General features: G+C 70.0%; 21 protein-coding genes. 17 read left to right on the top strand and 4 right to left on the bottom strand.

The genetic code is table 11. The features are described from left to right. Positions 1–46: 46 nt before the first annotated feature. From IEY81_RS13460 to IEY81_RS13430, 7 genes are all read left to right on the top strand, one after another. Positions 47–1,228, top strand: coding sequence for a DnaJ C-terminal domain-containing protein (locus tag IEY81_RS13460; protein WP_189118981.1), 1,182 nt, complete (start codon positions 47–49; stop codon positions 1,226–1,228). Next, positions 1,228–1,659, top strand: coding sequence for a heat shock protein transcriptional repressor HspR (locus IEY81_RS13455; RefSeq protein WP_189118980.1), 432 nt, complete (start codon positions 1,228–1,230; stop codon positions 1,657–1,659). The genes IEY81_RS13460 and IEY81_RS13455 overlap by 1 nt, the downstream gene beginning before the upstream one ends. Before the next feature lie 270 nt (positions 1,660–1,929). After that, positions 1,930–3,243 carry a DUF445 domain-containing protein gene (locus IEY81_RS13450; RefSeq protein WP_189118979.1) on the top strand — a complete coding sequence of 438 codons (1,314 nt, stop codon included), beginning with the start codon at positions 1,930–1,932 and terminating at the stop codon, positions 3,241–3,243. Continuing rightward, positions 3,240–4,259 (top strand): Abi-alpha family protein, encoded by a 1,020-nt coding sequence (locus IEY81_RS13445; protein WP_189118978.1) that lies wholly within the window; start codon positions 3,240–3,242, stop codon positions 4,257–4,259. Before IEY81_RS13450 ends, IEY81_RS13445 begins: the two co-directional genes overlap by 4 nt. Positions 4,260–4,365: 106 nt before the next feature. Further along, positions 4,366–5,688 (top strand): DUF445 domain-containing protein, encoded by a 1,323-nt coding sequence (locus IEY81_RS13440; RefSeq protein ID WP_189118977.1) that lies wholly within the window; start codon positions 4,366–4,368, stop codon positions 5,686–5,688. 28 nt (positions 5,689–5,716) lie between these two features. Then, a complete protein-coding gene (locus tag IEY81_RS13435) occupies positions 5,717–6,610 on the top strand; it encodes an Abi-alpha family protein (protein ID WP_229787831.1) in 894 nt (297 codons plus the stop codon). Between the two features lie 158 nt (positions 6,611–6,768). Then, positions 6,769–8,997 (top strand): transglycosylase domain-containing protein, encoded by a 2,229-nt coding sequence (locus tag IEY81_RS13430; RefSeq protein WP_229787837.1) that lies wholly within the window; start codon positions 6,769–6,771, stop codon positions 8,995–8,997. Positions 8,998–9,105: 108 nt separating this feature from the next. On the opposite strand, the gene IEY81_RS13425 is transcribed toward IEY81_RS13430, so the two are convergent. From IEY81_RS13425 to IEY81_RS13410, 4 genes are all read right to left on the bottom strand, one after another. After that, on the bottom strand, positions 9,106–9,987 hold the full coding sequence (locus IEY81_RS13425) for a GTP-binding protein LepA (RefSeq protein WP_189118975.1): 882 nt from the start codon (positions 9,985–9,987) through the stop codon (positions 9,106–9,108). 88 nt (positions 9,988–10,075) lie between these two features. Then, the gene (locus IEY81_RS24525; RefSeq protein ID WP_271188380.1) at positions 10,076–11,311 is read right to left on the bottom strand and encodes a lytic transglycosylase domain-containing protein; all 1,236 of its coding nucleotides are present in this window, start codon (positions 11,309–11,311) and stop codon (positions 10,076–10,078) included. A gap of 112 nt (positions 11,312–11,423) precedes the next feature. Next, entirely contained in the window at positions 11,424–12,458 is a 1,035-nt protein-coding gene (locus tag IEY81_RS13415; protein WP_189118974.1) for an HAD family hydrolase, read from the bottom strand. Between the two features lie 10 nt (positions 12,459–12,468). Continuing rightward, entirely contained in the window at positions 12,469–13,698 is a 1,230-nt protein-coding gene (locus IEY81_RS13410; protein WP_189118973.1) for a PucR family transcriptional regulator, read from the bottom strand. A 323-nt stretch (positions 13,699–14,021) separates the two neighbouring features. Between IEY81_RS13410 and IEY81_RS24645 the strand changes: the two genes are divergently transcribed. Genes IEY81_RS24645 through IEY81_RS13360 form a run of 10 tightly spaced genes read left to right on the top strand, consistent with a single transcriptional unit; the run spans position 14,022 to position 24,616 of the window. After that, complete coding sequence (locus IEY81_RS24645; RefSeq protein ID WP_444544152.1) at positions 14,022–15,788, top strand: ABC transporter permease; 1,767 nt, start codon at positions 14,022–14,024, stop codon at positions 15,786–15,788. Between the two features lies 1 nt (position 15,789). Continuing rightward, positions 15,790–16,632: an MlaE family ABC transporter permease gene (locus IEY81_RS13400; RefSeq protein ID WP_189118972.1), complete on the top strand. Its 843-nt coding sequence runs from the start codon at positions 15,790–15,792 to the stop codon at positions 16,630–16,632. Further along, positions 16,629–17,909, top strand: coding sequence for an MCE family protein (locus IEY81_RS13395; RefSeq protein ID WP_189118971.1), 1,281 nt, complete (start codon positions 16,629–16,631; stop codon positions 17,907–17,909). The genes IEY81_RS13400 and IEY81_RS13395 overlap by 4 nt, the downstream gene beginning before the upstream one ends. Continuing rightward, complete coding sequence (locus IEY81_RS13390; RefSeq protein WP_189118970.1) at positions 17,906–18,934, top strand: MCE family protein; 1,029 nt, start codon at positions 17,906–17,908, stop codon at positions 18,932–18,934. The genes IEY81_RS13395 and IEY81_RS13390 overlap by 4 nt, the downstream gene beginning before the upstream one ends. Further along, a complete protein-coding gene (locus tag IEY81_RS13385) occupies positions 18,934–19,947 on the top strand; it encodes an MCE family protein (RefSeq protein ID WP_229787829.1) in 1,014 nt (337 codons plus the stop codon). Before IEY81_RS13390 ends, IEY81_RS13385 begins: the two co-directional genes overlap by 1 nt. Further along, positions 19,944–20,972, top strand: a complete 1,029-nt coding sequence (locus IEY81_RS13380; RefSeq protein WP_189118968.1) for an MCE family protein — start codon at positions 19,944–19,946, stop codon at positions 20,970–20,972. The genes IEY81_RS13385 and IEY81_RS13380 overlap by 4 nt, the downstream gene beginning before the upstream one ends. Next, positions 20,972–22,354 carry an MCE family protein gene (locus IEY81_RS13375; protein WP_229787827.1) on the top strand — a complete coding sequence of 461 codons (1,383 nt, stop codon included), beginning with the start codon at positions 20,972–20,974 and terminating at the stop codon, positions 22,352–22,354. Before IEY81_RS13380 ends, IEY81_RS13375 begins: the two co-directional genes overlap by 1 nt. Beyond that, positions 22,354–23,499 (top strand): MlaD family protein, encoded by a 1,146-nt coding sequence (locus tag IEY81_RS13370; RefSeq protein ID WP_189118967.1) that lies wholly within the window; start codon positions 22,354–22,356, stop codon positions 23,497–23,499. Before IEY81_RS13375 ends, IEY81_RS13370 begins: the two co-directional genes overlap by 1 nt. A 32-nt stretch (positions 23,500–23,531) precedes the next feature. Beyond that, the gene (locus tag IEY81_RS13365) at positions 23,532–24,107 is read left to right on the top strand and encodes a hypothetical protein (RefSeq protein WP_189118966.1); all 576 of its coding nucleotides are present in this window, start codon (positions 23,532–23,534) and stop codon (positions 24,105–24,107) included. Then, complete coding sequence (locus IEY81_RS13360) at positions 24,104–24,616, top strand: hypothetical protein (RefSeq protein WP_189118965.1); 513 nt, start codon at positions 24,104–24,106, stop codon at positions 24,614–24,616. Before IEY81_RS13365 ends, IEY81_RS13360 begins: the two co-directional genes overlap by 4 nt. Positions 24,617–24,665 lie beyond the last annotated feature (49 nt).

The raw sequence follows: 24,665 nt of genomic DNA, 5'->3' as shown, positions 1-24,665 counted from the left end.
AGGCCTCGGCAGGCTCGACCCCCGATGGATCGAGAGGAGGGGCTAGGTGGCTGACGACGGGATCCGGCCGGACTGGATCAACAAGGACTACTACGCCGAGCTGGGCGTCAAGAAGGACGCCTCGAGCGACGACATCAAGAAGGCGTACCGCAAGCTCGCGCGGGCCAACCACCCCGACTCCAACCCCGGCGACGAGGCCAAGCACGAGAAGTTCAAGAAGGTCGCCGAGGCCTACGACGTCATCGGTGACGCCGAGAAGCGCAAGAAGTACGACGAGGTCCGCACCCTGGGTGCGACCGGCGGCTTTCCTGGCGGCTTCGGCGGCACCGGCGGCGGCCGCGGCTACAACTTCGAGGACCTCTTCGGCGGTGGCGCCCAGAGCGGCGGCCTCGGCGACATGTTCGGCGACCTCTTCGGCGGTGCCGGCGGTGGAGGCTTCGGCGGTCGGCGTACGACCCCGCGGTCGCGACCGATCAAGGGTGCCGACGTCGAGACCAGCGCCACGATCGGTTTCACCGACGCGCTCGAGGGCGTGACCATCTCGCTGCGCCTGACCTCCGACGCGGCCTGCCCCGACTGCAACGGCACCGGTGGCAAGCCCGGCACCAAGCCGCGGGTCTGCCCCGAGTGCGAGGGTGCGGGCTACGTCGTCAACTCGGTGGGCGGCGCGTTCTCCATGAATGAGACCTGCCCCCGCTGCGGTGGCCGTCAGTTGATCTACGACGAGTCCTGCCCCACCTGCCGCGGGTCCGGCCGAGGCACCTCCGCGCGCACCATCCAGGCGCGCATCCCGGCCGGCGTCAAGGACCGCCAGCGGATCCGGCTCAAGGGCAAGGGTGCCGCGGGCGAGAACGGCGGCCCGGCCGGCGACCTCTACGTCACCGTCCACGTGACGCCCCACCGGGTCTTCGGCCGTAAGGACGACAACCTCACGATCGACGTGCCGGTCGGGTTCGACGAGCTGGCGCTGGGCGCGGAGGTCAAGCTGCCGACGCTGACCGGTTCGCCCGTGACGCTGCGGATCCCCGCGGGCACCCCCAACGGACGTACGTTCCGGGTGCGCGGCAAGGGCTTCCGCCGCGCGGACGGCACCGTCGGTGACCTGCTCGCGACGGTCGAGGTGCAGATCCCGGCCGTCCTCGATGCCGATGCCAAAGCAGCCGTCGAGGCCTATCGTGACGCCATGGCGGACAAGCCCCTGCGTACGTCCCTTCTCGAGGAGTCATGATGAGCGACGCATTCGGCAGTCCCGCGCCGGACGCCGCGGTCTACGTGATCAGCGTGGCCGCGGAGCTGACCGGGCTGCACCCGCAGACGCTGCGCACCTATGAGCGGATGGGCCTGATCACCCCCGGTCGCACCGGGGGTGGCGGGCGCCGCTACTCCTTCCACGACATCGAGAAGCTGCGCTCGATCGCCGAGCTGACCTCGTCCGGCATCGGCATCGAGGGCGTGCGCCGCATCCTCGCGCTCGAGCAGCACGTCGACGCCCTGCGCCGTCGCAACGAGGAGCTGCTCCACGAGCTCGCGGCGACCCGCGAGGCGCTCGCCCAGGCTCGGGCCGCTGCTCCCGAGCCGCGGACCTCCAGCAGGCTTCCTGCCATTCCGCAGACCCCGCCAGGGCAGGCGATCGTGGTCTGGCGACGCCAGCACGGTTAGCATGGAGCGGCGGATTTCCGCGCCAAATCTGTTGGCGAGTTGTGGATTTCACTTAAAACCGATGTGGGTTCACAGCCCGCATACTGATGAGTAAGCCGCGGGTGTCGGACCAACCCCCATATGGTCGGGGCACCTGTGGCGGACCCGGTGGAGCCGACCCGAGACGGACCCACCGGGTCCTTCCAGTTTTCGAGCGAGCGTCATCCTGGACCGGACCTGCCTGATCAGGCAGGATCAGAGGCGTCGTACTGACGGAAATCTGGGGGTTCCGTGTCTGGCGTCGCCGACGTGCTCTTCGGATGGGACGTCGACTGGCTGACGTTCTGGTCGATACCTGTCTTCACCGCCGTGATCGGTTGGCTCATCAACTGGTCCGGCCTGTGGATGCTGTTCTCACCCATCCACTTCCGCGGGGCCCGGGTGCCGGGTCTCGAGCAGATCGCGGGCTCGCTGCCGCGCAAGGTCCAGGAGATCCCGGGCATCCTGCGCGGTGGGCTCGGGTGGCAGGGCATCGTGCCCGCCCGTGCCGCGAAGATGGGCTCCATCGCCGTCGACCGGGCGCTGTCGCAGATGGCGACCCCGCGAGACTTCTACGAGCAGCTCGAGCCGGAGAAGATCGCCGCGCACATCGTCGACGTCTTCCGTCCCGAGATCCCGTTCCTGGTCGACGAGATCATGTGGCGCGAGCACCCGCGGTTCTGGCGCGACCTGCCGCGCCCGCTGCGCGCGACCGTGATCGAGCGGGTGCAGCACCACCTCCCCGACGTCGTCGGCCACGTGACCCACGAGATCGGCAACCACATCGACCAGCTCTTCGACCCGAAGATCATGGTGATCGAGAACTTCGAGAAGGACCCCTCGATCATCGTCCGCATCTTCAAGGACTTCGGCGCCCGTGAGCTGCGGATGATGGTCGTCTTCGGGGCGGTCTTCGGCTTCCTGCTCGGCATCCCCGTGGCCGTGGTCGACCAGGCCTTTCACATCTGGTGGCTGCTGCCGATCCTCGGCGTCCTGGTCGGCTGGACCACCAACCTGCTCGGCATGCTGCTCATCTTCGCGCCCGCGGAGCCCCGGCGGATCGGGCCCTTCCGGATCCAGGCGCTCTTCGCGCGCCGGCAGTGGCAGGCCTCCGACGTCTACGGCAAGCACATCGCCAGCGACGTGATCACCCTCGAGCGCATCGGCGACCACCTCCTCAACGGACCTTCCGGCGACCGCACCCGGCAGATGCTGGCCTCGGCGCTCGAGCCGGCGGTCGACGCGGCGGTCGGTCCGGCTCACGGTGCGGTGCGGGTGGCGGTCGGCGCCCGGCGGTTCGACGCGATCCGCTCCTCGGTCGCCGAGCACGCCGTCGACTACACCCTTACCCCGCTGCGCGACGCGGTCTTCAGCCGGCAGCAGTCGTGCAACATCCGCCGGCTGATCGCCGAGCGGTGCCGTGCGCTGCCTCCGAAGACCTTCGTTGAGATGATGAGGGCGGCTATCAAGGAGGACGAGTGGCTGCTCTACGCCCACGGGGCGATCATGGGTCTGGCGGGCGGGTTCCTGCACGTCGCCGTCTTCGAGTGGTGGAACGTGCTGTGAGCGCCCTCCACATCAACACCGAGCCCGGTGCCCGTCGACCGGAGCCGCCGGCAGCGGCCCCGTCGGTCGAGCCGACCGAAGAGCTGGTCGAGGGCCGCCCCGGGATGCACTCGATGCCCACCCCGGCCCCGAGCGGCGGCCTGGTCGACGAGACGCTGGACGTGCTGCCGGGCCTGCTCAGGATCTCCGCGGTCACGGTCGCCCACACCGCGGGCTGGGGGATCAGGACGTACGCCCGGGGTGTCGGCCGGGTCGCGAAGGCCGTCGTCGACCCTGACGAGGCGGTGCGGCTGACCGCGGACGTCGCCACCGGCGCCCGCCAGGTGACCGGCTTCGCCAAGCGGGTCGCGACCGGCAACCCGGTCACCGGCCTGCTCGAGCGCTACGCGGTGCCCGCCGCCGAGAACGCGAGGACGGCGATGGAGGACCGCGCGGCCCGGGCCAACGGCGTCGCGCCGGGTGACGACCCCGACCGGCTGCGACGCACCGGGGAGGAGCTGCTGCGTCGCTCGCGCGACGTGTGGGACGAGAACGAGCGCCACCCGGCCTTCGTCAACATCCTGGAGGAGCTCGCCCCCGACGAGGCCCGCATCCTGGTGCTGATGCTGAAGGACGGCCCGCAGCCCGCCGTCGACGTGGTCGAGGGTGGCCTGGTCGGCCGGCTGCGCGGGGCGCGGACGATCGCCCGCGGTCTGACCATGATCGGCGCGCAGGCGAGCGTTCGCTACCCGTCGCTGGTGCCGCAGTACCTGAACAACCTCACCAGGCTCGGGCTGGTCTGGCAGTCCGAGGAGCCGGTCAGCGAGCTGATCCGCTACCAGGTCGTCGAGGCGCAGCCCGACGTCCTCCAGGCGCTCCACGCCCGAGGGAGCGCCCGGATCAGGCGCCGCTCGATCCATCTGACCCCGTTCGGGCAGGACTTCGCCGGGGCGTGCTTCGCCGACGCGGAGGAGCTGGCCCGGCTGCCGAGCCATGAGATCCCGCCCGGCGCGGCGACGGAAGCCTCCACGGAGTAGCCCGGCCGAACAGCACCGCCGAATAGCAGACGCTTCAGGGTGTTTGCGTTCGCCTGTGGGTAGGGTACGCATACCGACGGTCTGGAACTCTGGCGGAAGGAGCCCGATGTCGCCGGAGTGGCAGGACTCGCTGGTCGGCTGGTTCGAGGACTGGGCCGCCCACGTCCACTGGCTCTCGCTGATCACGATCCCGATCTTCACCGGCGTCATCGGCTGGCTGATCAACTGGTCCGGCCTCTACATGCTCTTCTCCCCGCTGAGGTTCAAGGGGTTCCGGGTCCCCGGGCTGCGCGAGCTGTCCAGGGTGCTGCCCCACAAGGTGCAGGAGATCCCGGGGTTCGCCCAGGGTGGTCTCGGCTGGCAGGGCATCATCCCCGCCCGCGCCGCGAAGATGGGCTCGATCGCCGTCGACAAGGCGATCGCCAAGCTCGGCACGCCCAGCGACTTCTACCAGCAGCTCGGCCCCTCCGAGATCGCCACGCACATCGTGGAGACGTTCCGTCCCGAGGTGCCCGAGCTGGTCGACCAGATCATGATGCGCGAGCACCCACGGCTGTGGCGCGACCTGCCGCGGGCGGTCAAGGAGGCGATCGCAGTGCGGGTGCAGGCCCAGCTGCCCTCGATCGTCCACAAGGTCACCGACGACATCGGCGTCCACATCGACCAGCTGCTCGACCCGAAGCTGATGGTCATCGACCACTTCCGCAAGAACCCCGCCCTCGTGGTCCGGATCTTCCGCGACTTCGGCCAGCGCGAGCTCAACCTGATGGTCGCCTTCGGGTTCATCTTCGGCTTCCTGCTCGGTGTCCCGGTGGCGCTGATCGACCAGACCTTCCACGTCGCCTGGCTGCTGCCCGTGCTCGGCGTGGTCGTCGGCTGGGTGACCAACCTGCTCGGCATGTGGCTGATCTTCGAGCCCGCCGAGCCCGGCCGGATCCTCGGCATCAAGGTGCAGGGCCTCTTCCCGCGCCGCCAGGAGCAGGCTGCCGAGGTCTACGCCGACATCATCGCCACCGACGTGATCACGCTGGAGCGCATCGGCGACTTCCTGCTCGACGGACCGCGCGGCGACGCCACCCGCAAGCTGCTGACCACGGCGCTGATGCCGGCCGTCGACAAGGCGGCCGGCCCCTACCGCGGCGCGGTGCGGATAGCGCTCGGCTCGGAGCGGTTCGACCGGATCAGCACCTCGGTCGCCACCGAGGCCGCCGACCGCACCCTGGTGCCGTTCCGCGATCCGGGCTTCAGCCGCCACCAGGCGGACAAGATCCGCGACCTGGTCGCGCGGCGGACCAAGGAGCTCCCGCCGGGCGACTTCGTGGACATGATGCGATCAGCGATCAAGGAGGACGAATGGATGCTCTACGCCCATGGCGCGATCATGGGGCTCGCGGGTGGTTTCCTTCACCTTCTAATCTTTCCGACATGAGCGAGCGTCAGCGAGTGATCATCGAGCCATGAGTCTCTTGGGCAAGGTCCTCCCGACCGCCTCCGCCGTCGCCGGCACCACACCCGGCCTGGCGCGGGTGGCAGCCGGCGCTGCCTGGCACACCGCCGGATGGGGGTTGCGCACCTCCAGCCGCGCCGGCATCCGGGTCGCCCGGGCGATGGTCGACCAGGACGTACGCACCGGGCTGGTGCACGAGACCGCGGAGGCGGTCGGCATCGTCGCCGGCACCGCGGCCCGCATCATCATGCCCGGCGCGAAGCCGGTGCTGGAGCTCGACGAGCCCGACCACGAGGCCAACGGCCACGACCTGGTCCTGGCCCGCACGAAGGAGACCGGGGCGACCCAGGACACGCTGCCGATGCTGCGTCGTCGCGGCGCCGAGCTGCTCGACCGCTCGCGCGACGTCTGGGCCGACGAGCAGGGCCACCCGGCGTACGCCCGGATCCTCGACGAGCTCGCTCCCGACGAGGCACGGATGCTGCTCTACCTGCTCCAGGCGGGGCCGCAGCCCTCGGTCGACGTACGCACCGGCGGGCCGTCCGGTCTGATCGGCAGCACCATGATCGCGCCGGGTCTCAACATGATCGCCGGGCGCAGCGGGGTGCGCTACCCCGAGCGGGTGCCGGCCTATCTCAACAACCTCTTCCGGTTGGGCCTGGTGTGGTTCTCCAAGGAGCCGCTGCCCGACCCGCTGGAATACCAGGTCCTCGAGGCGCAGCCCGATGTGCTCGAGGCGCTCCACTCGGTTAAGTTCGCCAAGATCGTGCGCCGGTCGGTGCATCTGACGCCGTTCGGCGAGGCCTTCGGTCGCACCACCCTGGTGGACGAGGTCGCGAGCGAGTCCGCGTTCCCGGAGCACCAGGCGCCGGAGACCGGTGGCGCCGACCTGCCCAAGGCCTGAGCCTGCGTCCGAGGTCGTCGGTGTGACCCCGTCGGGTAGTCTGGAGCACCGTTCTCCGATTGATCAGAAACCCTCGCCGGTCCTGGCTCGAGGCCCGGGTAGGAGCCCCCATCTTGGCGCGCAAAGTCGTTCGTACCATGCCCTTTCATCGCGTCGTGATGCGATTCGGGGCCCTCATCGGTGTCGCTGCGGTGACCGGCCTGGTGGCCTCCGGTCTGACGCTCCCGTTCATCCACCTGACCGGTGTCGCGGCGAAGTCGGGGGCGGCGGCGATCGACGAGCTGCCGCTCGACATCGACATGGGTGAGCTGTCGCAGACGACGCGCATCCTGGACGCGCACGGACGGGTGATCACGACCCTCTACGACCAGAACCGCTCCTACAAGGCGCTCGACCAGATCTCGCCCAACATGCCGAAGGCGCTGCTCGCGATCGAGGACAGCCGCTTCTACGAGCACGGCGCGATGGATCTCAAGGGCACGCTGCGCGCGCTGCTGCGCAACTCGGCCTCCGAGTCGGGCTCGGTGCAGGGCGGCTCCTCGATCACCCAGCAGCTGGTCAAGACCACGCTCGTCTACGGTGCCGACACCGACGAGGAGCGGGCCGCCGCGATCGAGAAGTCCACGGCCCGCAAGATCAAGGAGCTCCGCTACGCGATCTGGCTCGAGGAGAACCACGACAAGGACTGGATCCTCGAGCGCTACCTCAACGCCGCCTACTTCGGTGACTCCGCCTACGGCGTCCAGGCGGCCGCGAAGCACTACTTCAACGTCGACGCCGCCGACCTGTCCTGGGCGCAGGCCTCGATGCTCGCCGGGATGGTGAAGAACCCGACCGGCTACGACCCGACCGACTACCCCGACGCCGCCCTCACCCGCCGCAACCTGGTGCTCGAGCGGCTCGCCCAGATCGGCGAGCTGCCGCGCGCCGAGGCCGAGAAGCTCAAGGAGAGCTCGCTCGGGCTCCACGTGCAGAGCAGCCGCAACGGCTGCTTCGGCTCCTCGGCGGAGTTCTTCTGCGACTACGCGCTGCAGTGGCTGCTCGCCGACAAGTCGCTGGGTGCGACCGAGGCCGAGCGCTGGCGGCTGCTGCAGACCGGTGGCCTGACCATCAAGACGACGCTCGACTCGAGCTTCCAGAAGGCGGCGCAGAAGTCCGTGCGCGGGCGGGTCTCGCCGACCGACAACGCCGTCGGCGCGCTGGCGATGGTCGAGCCCGGCACCGGCAAGGTCAAGGCGCTCGCCCAGTCGCGGCCGATGGGGGAGAACCGCAAGAAGGGCGAGTCCTACCTCAACTACCTGGTGCCGAAGGAGTACGGCGACGCCAACGGCTTCCAGGCCGGCTCGACCTTCAAGGTCTTCGTCGGCGCCGCGGCGATCGAGAAGGGCTTCCCGCTCAAGCAGGACATCCCCTCCCCGCCCAAGAAGACCTTCAACCAGGCCTCGTTCGCCAACTGCCCCGGCGAGGGCAGGTTCAACCCGAACCCCTACCCGGTCGGCAACTCGACCACCTCGGGCAACAAGAACCTCTACACCGGCACCCGCGAGTCGGTGAACACCTTCTACGTGCAGCTCGAGCAGTTCACCGGCGTCTGCGCGCCCTACACGCTCGCGAAGAAGATGGGTGTCCAGCTGACCAACCCGGCCCACGAGCGGGTGCCCTCCTTCACCCTCGGCCCGGTCGATGTCAGCCCGCTGGAGATGGCCGAGGCCTACGCGACCTTCGGCGCCCGCGGCAAGCACTGCGACTCCCGGCCGGTGACCGCCATCGTCGGCCCCGACGGGAAGACCATGAAGGAGTACGCCGCCTCGTGCGAGCAGGTGATGCGTACCGGCACGGCGGACGCCATGAACGACATCCTCGCCGGGGTGATGAAGCCGGGCGGCTTCGGGCAGAAGCTCGCGCTGAGCGTGCCCTCGGCCGGCAAGACCGGCACCACCAACAGCAACCGCGCGGTGTGGTTCAACGGCTACACCCCCAAGCTGGCGACCGCCTCGATGATCGCCGGGGCCAACTACGAGGGCAACTGGGTCACCCTCAACGGCCAGCGCCTCCGCGGCGGCTACGTCGCCTCGGCCTCCGGCTCGACCGTCGCCGGCCCGATGTGGGCCGACGCGATGCGCGCCGTCGACGGCAAGCTCGGCCCCGCCCGCTTCGTACGCCCCGGCGCCGGCGTCGTCAACGGCAAGGGCGTCAAGATCCCGAAGGTCGAGGGTCTCTCGGTCGCCAAGGCCAAGGCGAAGCTGAAGAAGGCCGGGTTCAAGCCGGTCGTCGGCAAGCGGGTCAAGTCGCGCTGGAAGAAGGGCACCGCCGTCGGCACCGTCCCCGGCAAGCGAGCGATCAAGGGCGGCTCGGTGCAGATCCTGGTCTCGAAGTGGCGCGGGTGAGCAGGGGTCGGTCTCGGCACCGGCTCGCCGGGCTCAACCAGCCGGAGCACCCGCTGGTCGAGCCGCCGGAGCCGCTGGGCGGCGGCGTGTCGAGACCAACACAGTCGCTCACCTGACCGCTCGCGCCCGAGCCGCCTCAACAGCCTCCCGGAACGCACGGCTGACGTAGTCGGGGACGGGAAGACCGCGGTCGCGGGCCCAGAGAAGCTCCTGCTCGACCCGGGCGACGTCGGCGGCCAGGTCGCGGCCTTCGCTGCCGAAGCGGAGCCCGAGGCGATAGGCACGGTCGACGCCGAGGCTCTCCATGACGTCGCCGAAGTCGGCCAGCTGCTCGACGTTGTTGACCCCGACCGGAGCGAACGAGATCCGGCGCATGTGCCGGACCAGCCACTTCTGCCAGCGGGCGAGCGTGGCCCAGTGGGCGCGCGCGGAGAGCTGGTAGAAGGCGTAGTGTCCCGGTTCCTGGCGCTTGATCGGCGCGATGACGGTGTCGGCGACGGCGTGCTCGCCGGTCTCGATGACCCCGTCGTGGAGCAGGTTGTAGGCGATCACCGCGGAGCGCTCGGTGGCCATCCCGGTCAGGTAGTAGAGCATCCGGCAGACGTCCTGGAACGGTTCCAGGTGGGCGAGCAGACCGAGCACCTTCAGCTTGAGTCCGACGTGGTCGAGATCGGTGGTCGCCGGTGGTCGGCCGAGGACCTGCTGGAGCCGGTCGAGGATCAGGCCGTGCTGGATCTCCTGCGGCTGCCACACCTCGGCGTAGAACTGCTTGTCGACCTCGGGCGGGTTGGGCAGCATGGTGGAGATCTCGAGCACGTTGCGGTCGACCTCGAGCTCGACCCGCGCCATGTAGTCGAGCACGTGCCCGAACCGTGCCTCGAACCCGGCCGGGTCGTTCACGGTGAAGTCGACCGAGTCCAGCGGGATCGGCGGGTGCTCTTCGCCCAGGCGCGCGACATGGGCGACGAGGCGATCGGTTTCGGTCAGCATCGAGGCGCCTCCTGGTGGGGTGTCAGGCAGCACCCCAAGTCTGCCCGGACCAAGCGGAGTTGTAATCCGATTTGACCAACCTGGTCGACTACGAGCCGGCGGACTCGCTGGTGGCCTCGCTGGCCGACTCGGTCGGCGACGGGTCCTCGGTCGGGCTCTCCGACGGCTCGGGGTCCTCGGTCGGCTCCTCGGACGGCTCCGGATCGGGCTCCGGGTCCGGCTCCGAGGGCGACCCGGTCGGGTCCTCGGTGGGGTCCTCGGTCGGATCGTCGGTGGGCGAGCCGGACGGGTCGGGATCGTCGGTCGGCGAGCCGGAGCCGGAGCCGCCGTCGCCGGGGGAGGGAGAAGGGGTGCCCGACGGCGACGGGGAGGGCTGTGTCGTGGAGTCGCCGCCGGGCGTACCGGTGCCTGCATCGCCCGAGGGAGTGCCACGTCCGGGGGAGTGCCCGGGTGGCCGGGCGCTGGGCGAGGCGCCGGAGAGCGGTTCCAGATCCTCGGTCGTGGTGACCGGGATCTGCGCAGCGGGGAGCACGACGCCGGTGGGCGCCTCGAAGGTGCCCTGCCGGTATCCGGAGGCGATCTGCAGGACCGCCGAGACGTACGCATCGCTGTGGTTGTAACGCAGCACCGCCGAACGCTGGCCGGCGTCGGTGGAGAGGTCGGCGGAGCCGGAGCAGAGGTAGACCGCGGCCGCGAGCGCGGCGTCGTCGACGTCCTGCGGGTCGCGGCGGCCGTCGCCGTCGGCGTCGACGCCGACGTCCGACCAGGTCGACGGGATGAACTGCATCGGCCCGACCGCGCGGTCGTAGACGAGGTCGCGGTCGTAGGTGCCGCCGTCGGTGTCGAGGATGCGCGCGGTGCCGCCGGACCCGGTGAGAGGTACGCCGTAGATCCCCGGCGTCGCGACGCCTGAGGGCGACAGCGTGTTGCCGCCGGCGCGACCGTGGTCGGACTCGACCCGGCCGATGGCAGCGACCAGCGACCAGTCGAGGTGGCAGCCGGGGTCGGCGTCGGCGAGCACCGTGGCCGCGCGCTGGTAGGCAGAGAGGGCGGTCTCGGGGATGACGCCTGCGGCAGCCTTGGCGGCGAAGCCGGCGGGCTGCGCGGCGACCGGGCTGAGCTTGGGGATGGGCTTGACCGCGGAGACGCTCACCGGTGGCAGCAGCTCCTGGGTCGGCACCTCGACCGACGGCACCCGCAGGACCTCGCTCGTGACGTCCTCGACGGGCCGCCCGTCCTGGATGGCGTGGATCGTCCAGGCGGCGGTGGCGGCAGCGACGGGCAGCGCCGCTGCCTTCAACAGCAGACCGGGCCGTGGGGTCATCCTCGGTCACATCCTCGGGTTGGCGACATCGGTCGGTGACACGATCAAGCCATCGAGTGAGGCCCGTCACAACGCGATTCGAGCGATCGAGGTGAAGAAACCCCCAAACTACTCACGTACGTGACAAGTTTCGGGCCCTCAGCACCGCGACCGCCCCGGCGACGGAAGCCGAGATCAGGCAGAGCAGCGCGAAGGCGCCGGCGAGCGGCAGCGACCCGAGGCCGAGCGCCACCAGCAGCGCACCGACGACCGCCGGCACGGGGGCAGCAAGTCGGCCCCACCGGGTGCCGGCGACGACTCCACGGGCCAGCGCGAACAGCGCGCCCAGCCGGCTGACGTCCAAGGTCTCCAGCCGCACGGCATCGTCGCGCGCCGCCCCGCCGGCGACACCGACAGCGAGATCGGCCGCCGTGACGACCCCGGCGTCGACCTCCCGCGAGCTCGCGAAGGCGACGGTGCGGCCCTGCTCCTGCAGTTCGGCCACGAGCCGTTCGCGCTTCTCCGGCGCGATCTCGGGGTGCCACCGCTCGATGCCGCACGCACCGGCGAGGTGCTCGGTGTTGCGGGCGGTGTCGTCGGAGACGAGCACGGGCGTGACCCCAGCGGCGACCAGCGCCGCGACGGAGGTCGACGCGTCCTCGCGCAGCTCGTCACCGACCACCAGATAGCCCAGCGGGCGGCCGTCGAGCTCCACGCCGAGGACCGTGCCGTGGTCGGTGCGCTCGGTCATGCCGACCCAGGAGGGTCGCCCGACGCGTACGGGATGGCGGTCGACGGCTCCCTTCACCCCGGAGCCCGGCACGACGGCGAAGTCGGCGACCTTGCCGCGCGGCGAGAGCCGGGCGACCGCGCGGGCGAGCCGCCCCTCGGCCTCGTGCTCGAGCGCGCCGGCGAACCAGCGCAGGTTGCGCAGGTGGTCGGGGTCCAGGGGCTCCACCGAGGTGACCTTCTGCCGTCCGGTCGTGACCGTGCCCCACCGGTCGAGCACCACCGTGTCGACCCGGGCGGCGACCGCCCAGGCGGGCCTCGGGACCGAAGTGATCCCGTGCCGTCGCCCGACCCGGCTCGCGACGAGGCGGGGGAACCCCGCCCCCAGGACGTACGCCACGACAGCACCCGCGACGAGGATGATCAGCTGCAGGACCATGAGCGCACCGTCAGCCGGTCTGCTGCTGATAGCGGTCGAAGTCGCTCTGGTCGCCGGCGACCCACAGCGGCACGCTCGCCTTGAGCAGCAGCAGGAGCTGGGTGACGAACTCGGGGTCGCGCAGCGACTCCCCGAAGAGCTCGTTGATCCGTTTCCAGCGGTAGCGGATGGTCTGCGGGTGGACCCCGAGCACCGCGGCGATGGCCGGGGCGCTCTCCCTGGTCTCGAGCCAGACGAGCAGGGTCTCGGTGAGGATCTCGCGGGAGTTGGCCGACTCCGCCAGCAGCGGCTCGAGCAGCTCCTGGGCGAGCTGGCGGCGCATCACCGGCTCGGCGTGGAGCCAGATCTCGGTGCGGTAGGCGAGGCAGTCGATGACCGGCTTGGCCGGGATCACGCGAGCGTTGACCAGCGCCAGCGCCCGGTTGGCCCAGCGCCATGCGGCCGGCACGTCCTCGGGCGGGACCGGCCAGCAGACCGAGACCCGTGCCTTCGGCGCGGCGGCGCGCAGCTCCTTGGTGACGGCCTCGGCGTCGTCGGGAGGACAGATCACGACCTGGGTGGGGTCGCGGCGCCGGGTGAGCGCGGTGGGCGAGAGGGCGTCCGCGGCGATCCGGTCGCCGTCACGCAGCTCGACCGCCATCACGGTCACCTTCTCGGGCAGCGTCCAGTCGCCGAGCGATGCCTGCATCTCGATCTCGTCGAGGGAGGCGCCGGAGAGCATGCGCTCGATCAGGCGTGCGCGGGCGACGTCGTTGTCCTGGTCGCGAGCCTCGGTGCCGGCCCCGAAACCCGTGGTGACCTGCTTGGCGAGATGCTCGACGTAGGAGGACATCATCTCGTTGAGGGCGTTCAGCGCGGCGGCCGAGAGCTCGTTCTCGACCGCGCGACGACGCAGCACGTCCCACAGCTCGCTGGTGGCCATGTTGATGCCGAGGTCGACCAGAGCCCGGTCCTGGCCCATGGCGGCGACCTTGAAGCCGACCTTGCGGAAGTGGTCGTCGATGGCGGTGTAGGGCGCTGCGCGTCCCAGACCGAGGTCGATGAAGTGCGACATCGCGCCGTGCACCGCGGTGAAGATGAGCTCCTCGAAGCCCTCGGTCTCCGCCGGCAGCCCATCACGCAGGTGGCGGGCGACGCTGAGCGCGACCGGGCGCACCTCGCCCTCCAGGCTCTTCAGCATCCAGACCGCCGACCCCGGGAGGCCCGGGGACTGCTGGGTCTGCGTCACATCGTGCTCCATCGCACGTCAAGCTCCTTCGTCCAACATGCCCAAGCAGGCATCGACCACCATGGCACGTCCTCGCGGTCCTCGCCCTGGAAATTCGGTACGTACGTTCCACTAACCGGTCCGAAGGGTTCAACGCACTCCCCGCGGGTGTCGACGGGGTCCGCCCCTGCGCCCCGGACTCCGGGGTCGTTTTGTCATGCGCGTGACAAAACACGGCACTCATTTCACGGCTGATCCATTTACCTCTCCCCTGTGACTGGGGCCACACGTACTGTCCCGATCGTTGACGCACCCCACCACGGCAGTACACAACGGCAGAACAGGGAGGCCCCGCGATGGGCGGAACCGTCGAGGTCACCGGGCTCACCAAGAGCTTCGGGTCTCAGAACATCTGGAGCGACGTGACCCTCACGCTGCCCCAGGGCGAGATCACCGCGCTGCTGGGCCCCTCGGGCACCGGCAAGTCGGTCTTCCTCAAGTCGCTGATGGGGCTGCTGCGACCTGAGGCCGGTGTCTGCCTGGTCGACGGGGTCGACATGGTCAAGGCGCGCGAGTCGCAGCGCCAGGACCTGCGCAAGCGCTTCGGCGTGCTCTTCCAGGACGGTGCGCTCTTCGGGTCGATGAGCGTCTTCGACAACGTCGCGTTCCCGCTGCGTGCGCACACGAAGAAGCGCGAGTCCGAGATCAGACAGATCACCAACGACAAGCTCGACCTGGTCGGCCTGCTCGGGCAGGAGCACAAGCTGCCCGGCGAGATCTCCGGCGGTATGCGCAAGCGTGCCGGCCTGGCCCGCTCGCTGGTCACCGAGCCCTCGATCATCCTGTGCGACGAGCCCGACTCGGGCCTCGACCCGGTGCGTACCGCCAACCTCGCCCAGCTCCTGGTCGACGTCAACGCGGCGACCGACGCCACGATGCTGGTGGTCACCCACAACATCGAGCTGGCACGTACGCTGCCCGACAACCTCGGCATGCTCTACCGCCGCCACCTGGTGATGTTCGGTCCGCGCGAGGAGTTCCTGCTCACCGATCACCCGGTCGTCTCGCAGTTCATGAGCGGCGACCCGATCGGGCCGATCGGGATGAGCGAGGAGACCGACCACGGGATCAACGACGACTACGTCGAGGGCGAGGCCTACTACCCCTCGGCCGGCGTCGCCACCGTACGCGCCGGCGCCCGTGCCATCGAGGTGCTGCCCCGCCAGCTCACCCCCGCCAGCGGCGCTCCGCGGGCCGCCGCCGAGCGGCACGGCTCACGGGTCGCGAGCGGCGCGGCCACGCTCTACACCGCCGATGACGACGACGTTGACCGAGCCCCGAGAGCGAAGGTCAAGGACCCGGTCAGCAAGGCGCTCGACCAGGTCGGCGCGCTCTTCGCGCTCGGCCTGGACACCTTCCGGGCAGCCTTCCGGCGACCGTTCGCGGCCCGGGAGCTGCTCGACCAGTTCTGGTTCGTCACCTCGGTCTCCTGGATCCCGGCGATGCTCGTCGCGATCCCGTTCGGTGCGGTGATCGCGCTCCAGCTCGGCACCCTGACGGTGCAGATCGGGGCGCAGTCCTTCACCGGCGCCGCCTCCGTGCTCGCGGTGGTGCAGCAGGCGGCACCGATCGTGACCTCGCTGGTCATCGCCGGGGCCGGTGGTGCGGCGATCTGCGCCGACCTGGGGTCACGCACGATCCGCGACGAGATCGACGCGATGCGGGTCATCGCGATCGATCCCATCCAGGCGCTCGTGGTGCCCCGCGTGCTCGCCTGCATCCTCGCCGCGGTGCTCCTCAACGGCCTGGTCAGCGTCGTCGGCGTCCTCGGCGGCTACTTCTTCAACGTGATCATCCAGGGCGGTACGCCCGGGGCGTACCTCTCCTCCTTCACCGCCCTCGCCCAGCTCTCCGACCTGTGGGTGGGTGAGATCAAGGCGGTGCTCTTCGGGCTCATCGCCGGCCTGGTCGCCGCCTTCCGCGGGCTCAACACCAAGCCCGGGCCGAAGGGCGTCGGTGAGGCCGTCAACCAGTCGGTCGTGGTCACCTTCCTGCTGCTCTTCTTCGTCAACTTCGTGATCACCACGCTCTACCTCGAGCTCGTCCCCGGGAAGGGGGCCTGAGATGGCGACAGTCGACGCGGTGAAGAAGCGGTCGCGGTTCGACCGCTCGCTGGACGGGCTGGTGCAGACCGGCCGCGACATCCGGTTCTACGGCAAGGTGTTCGCCGGGATCCCGACCGCGATCCGCCACTACCCGCGCGAGATCCTCCGGATCCTCTCGGAGGTCTCCTTCGGCACCGGAGCGCTGGCGGTCATCGGCGGCACGATCGGCGTGATGACCGGGATGAGCATCTTCGTCGGCACGGTCGTCGGCATGCAGGGGTATGCAGCGCTCGACCAGATCGGCACCTCGACCCTCAACGGCTTCATCTCCGCCTACTTCAACACTCGCGAGATCGCCCCGCTGGTGGCGGCCCTGGCGATGTCGGCGACCGTCGGCGCCGGGTTCACCGCCCAGCTCGGCGCGATGCGGATCAACGAGGAGATCGACGCGGTCAAGGTGATGGGCCTCGGCACCATCCCCTACCTCGTCTCCACGCGCGTGGTCGCCGGCTTCGTGGCGATCATCCCGCTCTACGTCGTCGGCCTGCTGACTTCCTACGCCGGGTCGCGCGTGGTGACGGTCTACTTCCACGGGCAGTCGGCCGGGACGTACGACCACTACTTCCAGCTCTTCCTGCCGCCCATCGACATCCTGCTGAGCTTCGGCAAGGTGCTGGTCTTCTCGATCCTGATCATCCTGATCCACTGCCGGCTCGGCTTCCACGCCACCGGCGGGCCCTCGGGCGTGGGGACCGCGGTCGGACGCTCGGTGCGCCGGACCATCGTGGTCGTCGCGCTCCTCGACCTCGCCCTCTCGATGGCCATGTGGGGCGCGACCACGACGGTGAGGATCGCCGGATGACCCTCTCGAGACTGCGTGACGTGCTCCTCGGCCTGGGCTACCTCGCCGTGGTCGCGGCGGTGGCGCTCGGCTCCTGGCTGGCCTACGACCAGACCTTCGTCGACCGCTCCGAGGTGCGGCTGACCACCGGCACCCTCGGCAACGCGCTGCAGGTCGGCTCCGACGTCAAGCTCCGCGGGGTGCCGGTCGGCACCGTCCGCGAGGTCGCGCCCCGCGAGGGCGGCGCCGAGCTGACCCTGGCGCTGGAGCCCGACGTGCTGCCCGACCTCTCGTCCGACACCACCGCCCGGCTGCTGCCCAAGACCCTCTTCGGGGAGCGCTACGTCGCGCTGCAGCCGACCTCCGGCGGCTCGGAGCTGGAGGCCGGAGCCGTCATCGAGCAGGACCGCTCCGACGAGGCGGTGGAGCTGGAGCAGGTGCTCGACGAGCTGCTGCCGGTGCTCAAGGCGATCCAGCCCCACAAGCTCAACGCGACGCTGAGCGAGCTGGCCACGATGCTGCGCGACAACGGCGACGACCTCGGCGAGGTCTTCTCGGCGTGGGCCTCCTACCTGAAGAAGCTCAACCCGCTGGTGCCGCAGATGACCGACGACCTGGCCTCGCTCGGGCGGGTCGCCGGCCACTACGAGGAGGCCGCGCCGGACCTCCTGGACGCGCTCGACACGATGACGGTGACCGCCGAGACCCTGGCCGACCAGCATGCCCAGCTCGCCGAGACGTTCCGGTCCGTGACCACGACGTCTACCGACACCGACCGCTGGCTCGAGCGCAACCGGGAGACCATCGTGGTGCTCACCGACAGCTCGCGGGACGCGCTCCGCGCGGTCAGCCCGTACGCCTCGTCCTTCCCGTGCCTGTTCAGCGCGCTGCGCGACTACGCGCCGGCGATGGCGAAGAACCTCGGCAAGGGCACCGACGAGCACGGCATCCACGCCGTCGTCAGCGTCTCCGAGATCCGGCAGCCCTACCGCCCCGGGTACGTTCCGAAGCTGCGCAGCGGTGGTCCCCGGTGTCCCTACGTGACCGGTCGCGCCGGTGCCGCGCCCGCGGTGAAGGGCACCGCGGACACGGCGAAGCAGATCGAGGCACCGCCGACGGACCAGGTGCGTGCGTTCGGCGCGACCACCGGGCTGGGGGAGCAGAACTCCAAGGGCGAGAACCAGCTGATCGCCGAGGTCATGGCACCAGCGGAAGGCATGGCACCTGATGAGTATCCGACCTGGTCGAGCCTGCTGCTCGGCCCGACCCTGCGAGGCACCGAGGTGATCGTCCGATGAGCCGGGGCAGCAGCTCGGTCGCGGTGACGCTGACGAAGTCGCTGGTCTTCGCGCTGGCCACGGTCCTGGCGATGGCGGCGCTGGCGACCACGATCTCCAACGGCACGACCACCTCGGGGCGTACGTTCACGGCGCTGTTCACCGACGCGACCAGCCTCAACAAGGGCGACGACGTGCGGATGGCGGGGGTGAAGATCGGCACCGTCCAGTCCATCGGGCTGCGGCACAACGACACCGCCGAGGTCGTCTTCAGCGCCTCCGAGTCGGCGCCGATGGTGAAGGGAACCAGGGCGGAGCTGCGCTTCCGCAACCTGATCGGGCAGCGCTACATCGCCCTCGAGCCCGGCTCGCCGGGAGGGGAGGCGCTGCCCTCGGGCTACACGTTCTCGCTCGACGAGACCCGGCCGGCGCTGGACCTGACGATGCTCTTCAACGGCTTCCAGCCGCTGTTCAAGTTCCTCGACCCCGAGGACGTCAACAACCTCAGTGCCCAGATCATCGCGGTCTTCCAGGGCGAGGGGGCGACCGTCGAGTCGCTGCTCTCCTCGACCGCCTCGCTGACCTCGACGCTCGCCGACCGCGACCAGGTGATCGGCGACCTGATCACCAACCTCAACTCGGTGCTCGAGGTGGTCAGCCAGCGCACCGGGATGCTCGACACCACCCTGGTGACGCTGCAGCGGCTGGTCAGCGGCCTGGCCGCCGACAGGAAGACGCTCGGCTCGACCATCGAGGGGATGGGTGAGCTCTCGGAGAGCGTCACCGGCCTGCTGCAGGAGGGGCGTCAGCCGCTGCGCCGGTCGATCGACTCCCTCGGTGACCTCTCCGAGAACCTCGCCGAGAACGACGAGGCGCTCACCGAGTTCCTCACCACCATGCCGCAGAAGACCGACGAGATCGGGCGACTGGCCACCTACGGCGGCTGGCTCAACTTCTACATCTGCTCCATCGACGGGCGGATCCCGCGACCCGAGGGCTACTACGGCGACATCGGGGTCGACTCGCCTGCAGGAAGGTGCCGATGATGGCCCGCTATCCGAAGTCGTTCGCCGAGCGCAACAAGGTCGTCATCGCCGTGGTCGGCATCCTGGCCATGACGGGCGTCTTCTTCGCCACGTTCAACGCCGACGACCTCCCGCTCATCGGCGGGGGCGAGACCTACGAGGCCTACTTCGCCGAGGCCGCCGGCATCCGTCCGGGGGACGAGGCGCGGGTCGCCGGCGTCAAGGTCGGCGAGGTCTCCGAGCTCGAGCTCGAGGGCGACAAGGTGCTGATCAGGTTCCGCGCCAAGGACGTCTCCCTCGGCTCGCAGACCACCGCGTCGATCAAGGTGAAGACGCTCCTGGGCCGCAAGTTCCTCTCGCTGGACCCGGGCGGCTCCGGCAAGCTGCGCGAGCCGATCCCGGTCTCCCGCACCACCACCCCCTACGACGTCAACGCCGCCTTCTCCGACCTCTCCACCACCGTCGGCGAGATCGACATGGCGCAGGTCGAGGAGTCGATGGACGCGCTCTCGGTCGTCTTCGAGGACACGCCCGAGGACGTACGCGGCATGGTCTCCGGTCTCACCCGGCTCTCCCGCACGATCTCCTCGCGCGACCAGGAGCTCGCCGAGCTGATGAGGACGACGAGCAAGGTCACCGGCACGCTCGCCGACCGCAACCAGGAGATCGGGCTGCTGATCGAGGACGGCGACAAGCTGCTCGAGGAGCTCGCCGCCCGCCGGGAGGCGATCCACCAGATGCTCACCTACACCGACGACCTCGCCAAGCAGGTCACCGGGCTGGTGAAGGACAACCAGAAGCGGCTCCGCCCGGCGCTGGAGAAGCTCGACGAGGTCGCCGAGATCCTGCAGCGCAACCAGGACCACCTCGACAAGGCGCTCTCCCAGATCGGCGCCTACTACCGGGTGGTCGGCGCCTCGATGAGCAACGGCCCGTGGATCGACGTCTACGGCTGCGGCCTCTTCGACGAGAAGGGCGCCCCGGTGCTCGACAACGACGTGAAGCGTGACTGCCGACCGGGAGGGAAGAGATGAGACGGATCGTCGCCGGGCTCCTCGTGATCGCCGCCGTCGGCGCGATCGGCTGGGGGGCTGCGTACGGGATCGGGGAGGGGCGCAAGGGCGCCAGCTTCACCGCGCTGTTCGAGGCCTCCGTGGGTCTCTATCCCGGCTCCGACGTGCAGATCCTCGGGGTGCCGGTGGGGAAGGTGACCGCGGTGACCCCGGCCGGGGAGCACGTGAAGGTCTCGATGACCCTCGACCGCGGCCAGCGGGCCGCTGCCGACACCGAGGCCGTGATCGTGGCCCCGACGCTGGTCTCGGACCGCTTCGTACAGCTCACCGAGCCTTACGTCGACGGGCCCGAGCTCCGCGACGGCACCGTCATCGAGGAGACCGCCGTGCCGGTCGAGATCGACGACCTCTACGCCTCGCTGACCGAGGCGGGGGAGACGCTCGGCCCCGACGGCGCCAACCAGAACGGCGCGCTCTCGCGGTTCCTGGAGGTGATCGCGGCCAACCTCGACGGGCAGGGCTCCGACATCAACCAGGTGATCCGGGAGGGGGCCGACGCGTCGGCGACGCTGGCCGACGTCGACCAGGACTTCTTCGCCGCCGTCGAGAACCTCGACACCTTCAACAAGACCCTGCTGGAGAACGACGACGGTGTCCGCGATGCCAACCGCCGGTTCGCGCAGGTCACCGACTATCTCGCCGAGGACCGCGACGAGCTGGCCTCCGCGGTCGGCAACCTCGGCGAGGCGCTCGCGCTGCTCGAGGCGTTCATCGAGGACAACCGCAAGGAGATGCAGACGAGCGTGGAGAACCTGCAGGGGCCGACGCAGGTCCTCGTCGACCAGAACGAGTCGCTCGAGGAGGCCGTCGGGACGATCCCGCTGGTGCTGCAGAAGTTCGTCAACGCCTACGACCCGAAGTCCAACACCCTCGTCGGCCGCACCAACCTCAACGAGCTCGGCGTCTGGTCCGGCGACGGTCTCTCCGGCAGGAGCTCCCAGGACGCGCCGCCGGTCCTGCTGCCCGGCGTGGGAGGTGAGCAGTGATGACCGGTACCGCTCGGAGGTCGAGCCTGTCGAGACCCCTCGCCGCCGTGCTCGCCGCAGGCGCGCTCGTGCTCTCCGGCTGCGGCCTGGGCGCCATCGGCGGAGGTGTCTACGACGCCCCGCTGCCCGGCGGCGCCGACGTGGGCGATGACCCGATCACGCTCGAGGCCGAGTTCGCCGACGTGCTCGACCTGGTCCCGCAGTCCAGCGTCAAGGTCGACAACGTCGCGGTCGGCCGGGTCTCCAAGATCCGGCTCGCCGAGGACGGCCGCAGCGCGCGGGTCTCGCTCGTCGTCCGTGACGACGTCGAGCTCCCCGCCGGCACCACCGCGCGGCTGCAGCAGACCTCCCTGCTCGGTGAGAAGTACGTCGCGCTGATCCGCCCCTCCGCACCGGTCGCGGGGGAGCCCTTGGCAGACGGCGCCGTCCTCGGCCGGGGTGACAACGATGCGGCCGCCCAGGTCGAGGAGGTGCTGGGGGCGCTGTCGATGGTGCTCAACAGCGGCGGAGTGGCGCAGTTCCAGGAGATCTCGCGCGAGCTGCAGAAGGTCTCCGACGGTCGGCCCGAGGAGATCAAGGCGTTCCTGAAGGAGATCGACCGCTTCGTCTCGGTCCTCGACTCGCGCTCGGAGTCGATCACCTCGGCGATCGACTCGCTCAACGAGCTCGCGGTCACCCTCGAGAAGGATAAGGACAAGATCGCCAGTGCACTCGACGGGCTCTCGCCCGGGATGCAGGTGCTCGTCGACCAGAGGCCTCAGCTGATCGCGATGCTTGAGGCGCTCGACCGGCTCTCCAAGGTCACGATCCGCACCCTCGACCAGGCCCAGGACGACATCGTCGCCGACCTGAAGCTCCTCGACCCGATCCTGGACCAGCTCGCCAAGGCCGGCTCCGACCTGCCCTACGCGCTCGAGGTGCTGTTCACGTACCCGTTCCCCGACGAGGTGCTCAACGCGATCCGCGGTGACTACATGAACCTGTTCCTGGTCACGAACTTCCGCACTCCCGCCGGTTGCCGCACCAAGGGCTGCGAGTGGCTGCAGCCGGAGGGCGACGACGTCTTCGGCGGCGCGTCGTCCCGGTCGGGACAGTCGTCCGATGCGCCTCCGGGGCTGCTGCCGTCGACCACCTCGCCGGTGCCGGGCTCGTCCTCGCCGTCGATCCCGGGGGAGTCGATCCTGCCCTCCGACGGCTGGTCCTCCTCGGATCCCTCGGGGTCCGGCTCGCCGTCCTCCCCGGGCTCCCCTTCGGGCTCGACCGATCCGTCCGATCCCGGGTCACCGTCGGAGTCGCCGACCGAGTCGGGTTCGGCGTCCTCCGAGACCTCTCCGGAGTCGGGTGCCGACGCCGGCACCGGCTCCACTGAAGGGAGCGAATGATGCAGCGACTCACGGGAGGCGTACGCGTCAAGCTCGGGCTCTTCGTCGCCCTCGCCCTGGTCGGCACGAGCTACGTCGGGGCGCGCTACGTCGGCCTGGACCTGCTCGACGAGCCGTATCGCGTGAACGTCTCGCTGCCCGAGGGCGGCGGCCTCTTCGTCAACTCGGAGGTGACCTACCGCGGGGTGCCCGTGGGTGAGGTGACCTCCCTGGAGGCGGAGGCCGACGGCGTACGTGCCGTGGTGGAGATCGCGGGCGACGCCCCCGCCATCCCGGAGGACGTCACCATCAAGGTCGCCAACCGGTCCGCGATCGGCGAGCAGTACCTGGACCTCCGCGGTGGTGCCCTCGGCGACGACCGGCTCTCCGACGGAGACCGGCTGAGCGCGGGGGAGGAGGCGCTGCCGTACAACGCCTCCGAGGTCATCGAGACCGGTCGCGACTTCGTCGCCTCGGTCCCCGAGGAGGCGCTGGTGACGACGATCGACGAGTCCTACCTGCTGACCCAGGGGGCAGGCTCCGACCTGCGGAAGCTGGTCGACACCTCGCTGTCGTTCCAGAAGGAGGCCGATCGCAACTTCCTGGTCTCCGCGAGCCTGATCCGCAACTCCGATCAGGTGCTCGCGACCCAGGAGGAGTCGGCGACCAGCATCAAGGCGTGGAGCAACGACCTCGCGCTCTTCTCCGAGACGCTGGCCTCCTCCGACGCGGACCTGCGCGACCTGATCGGCACCGCGCCCGGCGCGGCCGCCGAGATCTCGCTACTGGTGAAGGACGTCGGGCAGCCGCTCGGCATCCTGATGAGCAACCTGGTCACCCCGGCCCAGCTCTTCGGCTCCAACGCGGCCGCGCTCGAGTCGACCTTCGTCACCGTGCCGGAGGCGGTCAGCATCGGCTGGGCGGTCAACACCTCCAAGGGGCCGCGGCTGAGCCTGATGCCGTCGTTCTTCAACCCGCCCGCCTGCGTCGCCGGCTACGAAGGCACCGACCTGCGCCCCGGCACCGACGTACGCAAGGGCAAGCCGTTCAACACCGCGGCCGGCTGCGACCGGGTGGCGCGTACGAAATCCACGAAGACCAAGACAGCCGAGCCGCGGACGGTTAGCGTCCCATCCACGCTCGCCGGACTGATGGGGGAGCGATGAGCGCCACGACGAAGAGACGGACGGAGACTCGGGTGGTCGATCAGAAGGCGCCACCGGCGGCATCGGTGGTCGAGCTTGTCGAGACCCCCTCGCGGCGCGACCGCCTACGTCGCTGGGCCCTCCCGCTGGTCGCACTCTGCATCCTCGTCGCCGGCGCACTGACCTGGTGGCGGGCGACCGGCCACGACCAGGACATGGTCGACGCCGCCGAGCGCCGCGACCGGGTCCTGATCGTCGCGACCAGCCACATCGAGACCCTCAACACCCTCGACTTCCGCAGCGTCGACAAGGGCCTGAAGAGCTGGGCCGAGGTGACCACCGGGACGCTCCACGACCAATTGACCAACGTCTCCGACGAGGACCGCAAGGTGCTCGCCGAGCAGGAGAAGATCTCCACCGGTTCGGTGATGGACGCCGCGGTGACCGAGCTCGACGACGACACCGCGACCGTGATCGCCGCCGTCGAGATCACCGTCCAGGACGGCTCCAAGGGTGCCGGCGACGCGAAGCCGACCGTCAAGCGCAACAGGTTCGCGGCCGACCTGGTCAAGGTCGGCGACGACTGGCTCCTGGAGAGCCTCGAGCAGGTGGCGGTGAACATCTCATGAGCGCAGCGACGTCCCTCTCCCGCCGCGGGATCCTGATCCTCACCGCGGTCATCCTGGTCCTGGCCCTGGGTGCGTTCTTCATGGCCGACCGCGAACGTAGGACCGACCACGTCGGCAACCGCGCCGTCGTCGACTCCGAGGCCACCACGGAGGTGCAGTCGGCCGTAACCGCCGGTCTCCTCCAGGTCTTCTCCTACGACTTCTCCGACCCGGCCCCGACCCAGGCCGCCGCCGACGAGTTCCTCGCCGGCGACGCCCGCAAGGAGTACGACCTCCTCTTCAAGCAGCTCGAGAAGAAGGCCCCCGGCCAGAAGCTCGTACTCAGCGCCGAGGTCCAGGTCGCCGCCGTCAAGTCCCTCGACGCCGACTCCGCCGAGCTCCTCGTCTTCCTCGACCAGGCCTCCCAACGCTCCACCGACAAGGAGTCCTCCATCTCCGCCGCCCAGCTCGCCGTCGAGGCCGACAAGGTCGACGGCACCTGGATGGTCACCTCCCTAGACCTCTTCTGACCCCGACCCGGCGCATCTGCCCCACTGAGATCCGCCGACCCGGCGCATC

The organism is Nocardioides luteus, from assembly GCF_014648595.1.
In the GTDB taxonomy this organism is placed as follows: Bacteria; Actinomycetota; Actinomycetes; order Propionibacteriales; family Nocardioidaceae; genus Nocardioides; species Nocardioides luteus.
This window is presented reverse-complemented; position numbering and strand designations above follow the sequence as displayed.

Bases quoted from the DNA above. Each gene is read 5' to 3' on its own strand.
- IEY81_RS13455 (WP_189118980.1), top strand. From the start codon at position 1,228: ATGAGCGACGCATTCGGCAGTCCCGCGCCGGACGCCGCGGTCTACGTG.
- IEY81_RS13440 (WP_189118977.1), top strand. From the start codon at position 4,366: ATGTCGCCGGAGTGGCAGGACTCGCTGGTCGGCTGGTTCGAGGACTGG.
- IEY81_RS13435 (WP_229787831.1), top strand. From the start codon at position 5,717: ATGAGTCTCTTGGGCAAGGTCCTCCCGACCGCCTCCGCCGTCGCCGGC.
- IEY81_RS13430 (WP_229787837.1), top strand. From the start codon at position 6,769: ATGCGATTCGGGGCCCTCATCGGTGTCGCTGCGGTGACCGGCCTGGTG.
- IEY81_RS13425 (WP_189118975.1), bottom strand. From the start codon at position 9,987: ATGCTGACCGAAACCGATCGCCTCGTCGCCCATGTCGCGCGCCTGGGC.
- IEY81_RS24525 (WP_271188380.1), bottom strand. From the start codon at position 11,311: ATGACCCCACGGCCCGGTCTGCTGTTGAAGGCAGCGGCGCTGCCCGTC.
- IEY81_RS13415 (WP_189118974.1), bottom strand. From the start codon at position 12,458: ATGGTCCTGCAGCTGATCATCCTCGTCGCGGGTGCTGTCGTGGCGTAC.
- IEY81_RS13410 (WP_189118973.1), bottom strand. From the start codon at position 13,698: ATGGAGCACGATGTGACGCAGACCCAGCAGTCCCCGGGCCTCCCGGGG.
- IEY81_RS24645 (WP_444544152.1), top strand. From the start codon at position 14,022: ATGGGCGGAACCGTCGAGGTCACCGGGCTCACCAAGAGCTTCGGGTCT.
- IEY81_RS13400 (WP_189118972.1), top strand. From the start codon at position 15,790: ATGGCGACAGTCGACGCGGTGAAGAAGCGGTCGCGGTTCGACCGCTCG.
- IEY81_RS13395 (WP_189118971.1), top strand. From the start codon at position 16,629: ATGACCCTCTCGAGACTGCGTGACGTGCTCCTCGGCCTGGGCTACCTC.
- IEY81_RS13390 (WP_189118970.1), top strand. From the start codon at position 17,906: ATGAGCCGGGGCAGCAGCTCGGTCGCGGTGACGCTGACGAAGTCGCTG.
- IEY81_RS13385 (WP_229787829.1), top strand. From the start codon at position 18,934: ATGGCCCGCTATCCGAAGTCGTTCGCCGAGCGCAACAAGGTCGTCATC.
- IEY81_RS13380 (WP_189118968.1), top strand. From the start codon at position 19,944: ATGAGACGGATCGTCGCCGGGCTCCTCGTGATCGCCGCCGTCGGCGCG.
- IEY81_RS13375 (WP_229787827.1), top strand. From the start codon at position 20,972: ATGACCGGTACCGCTCGGAGGTCGAGCCTGTCGAGACCCCTCGCCGCC.
- IEY81_RS13370 (WP_189118967.1), top strand. From the start codon at position 22,354: ATGCAGCGACTCACGGGAGGCGTACGCGTCAAGCTCGGGCTCTTCGTC.
- IEY81_RS13360 (WP_189118965.1), top strand. From the start codon at position 24,104: ATGAGCGCAGCGACGTCCCTCTCCCGCCGCGGGATCCTGATCCTCACC.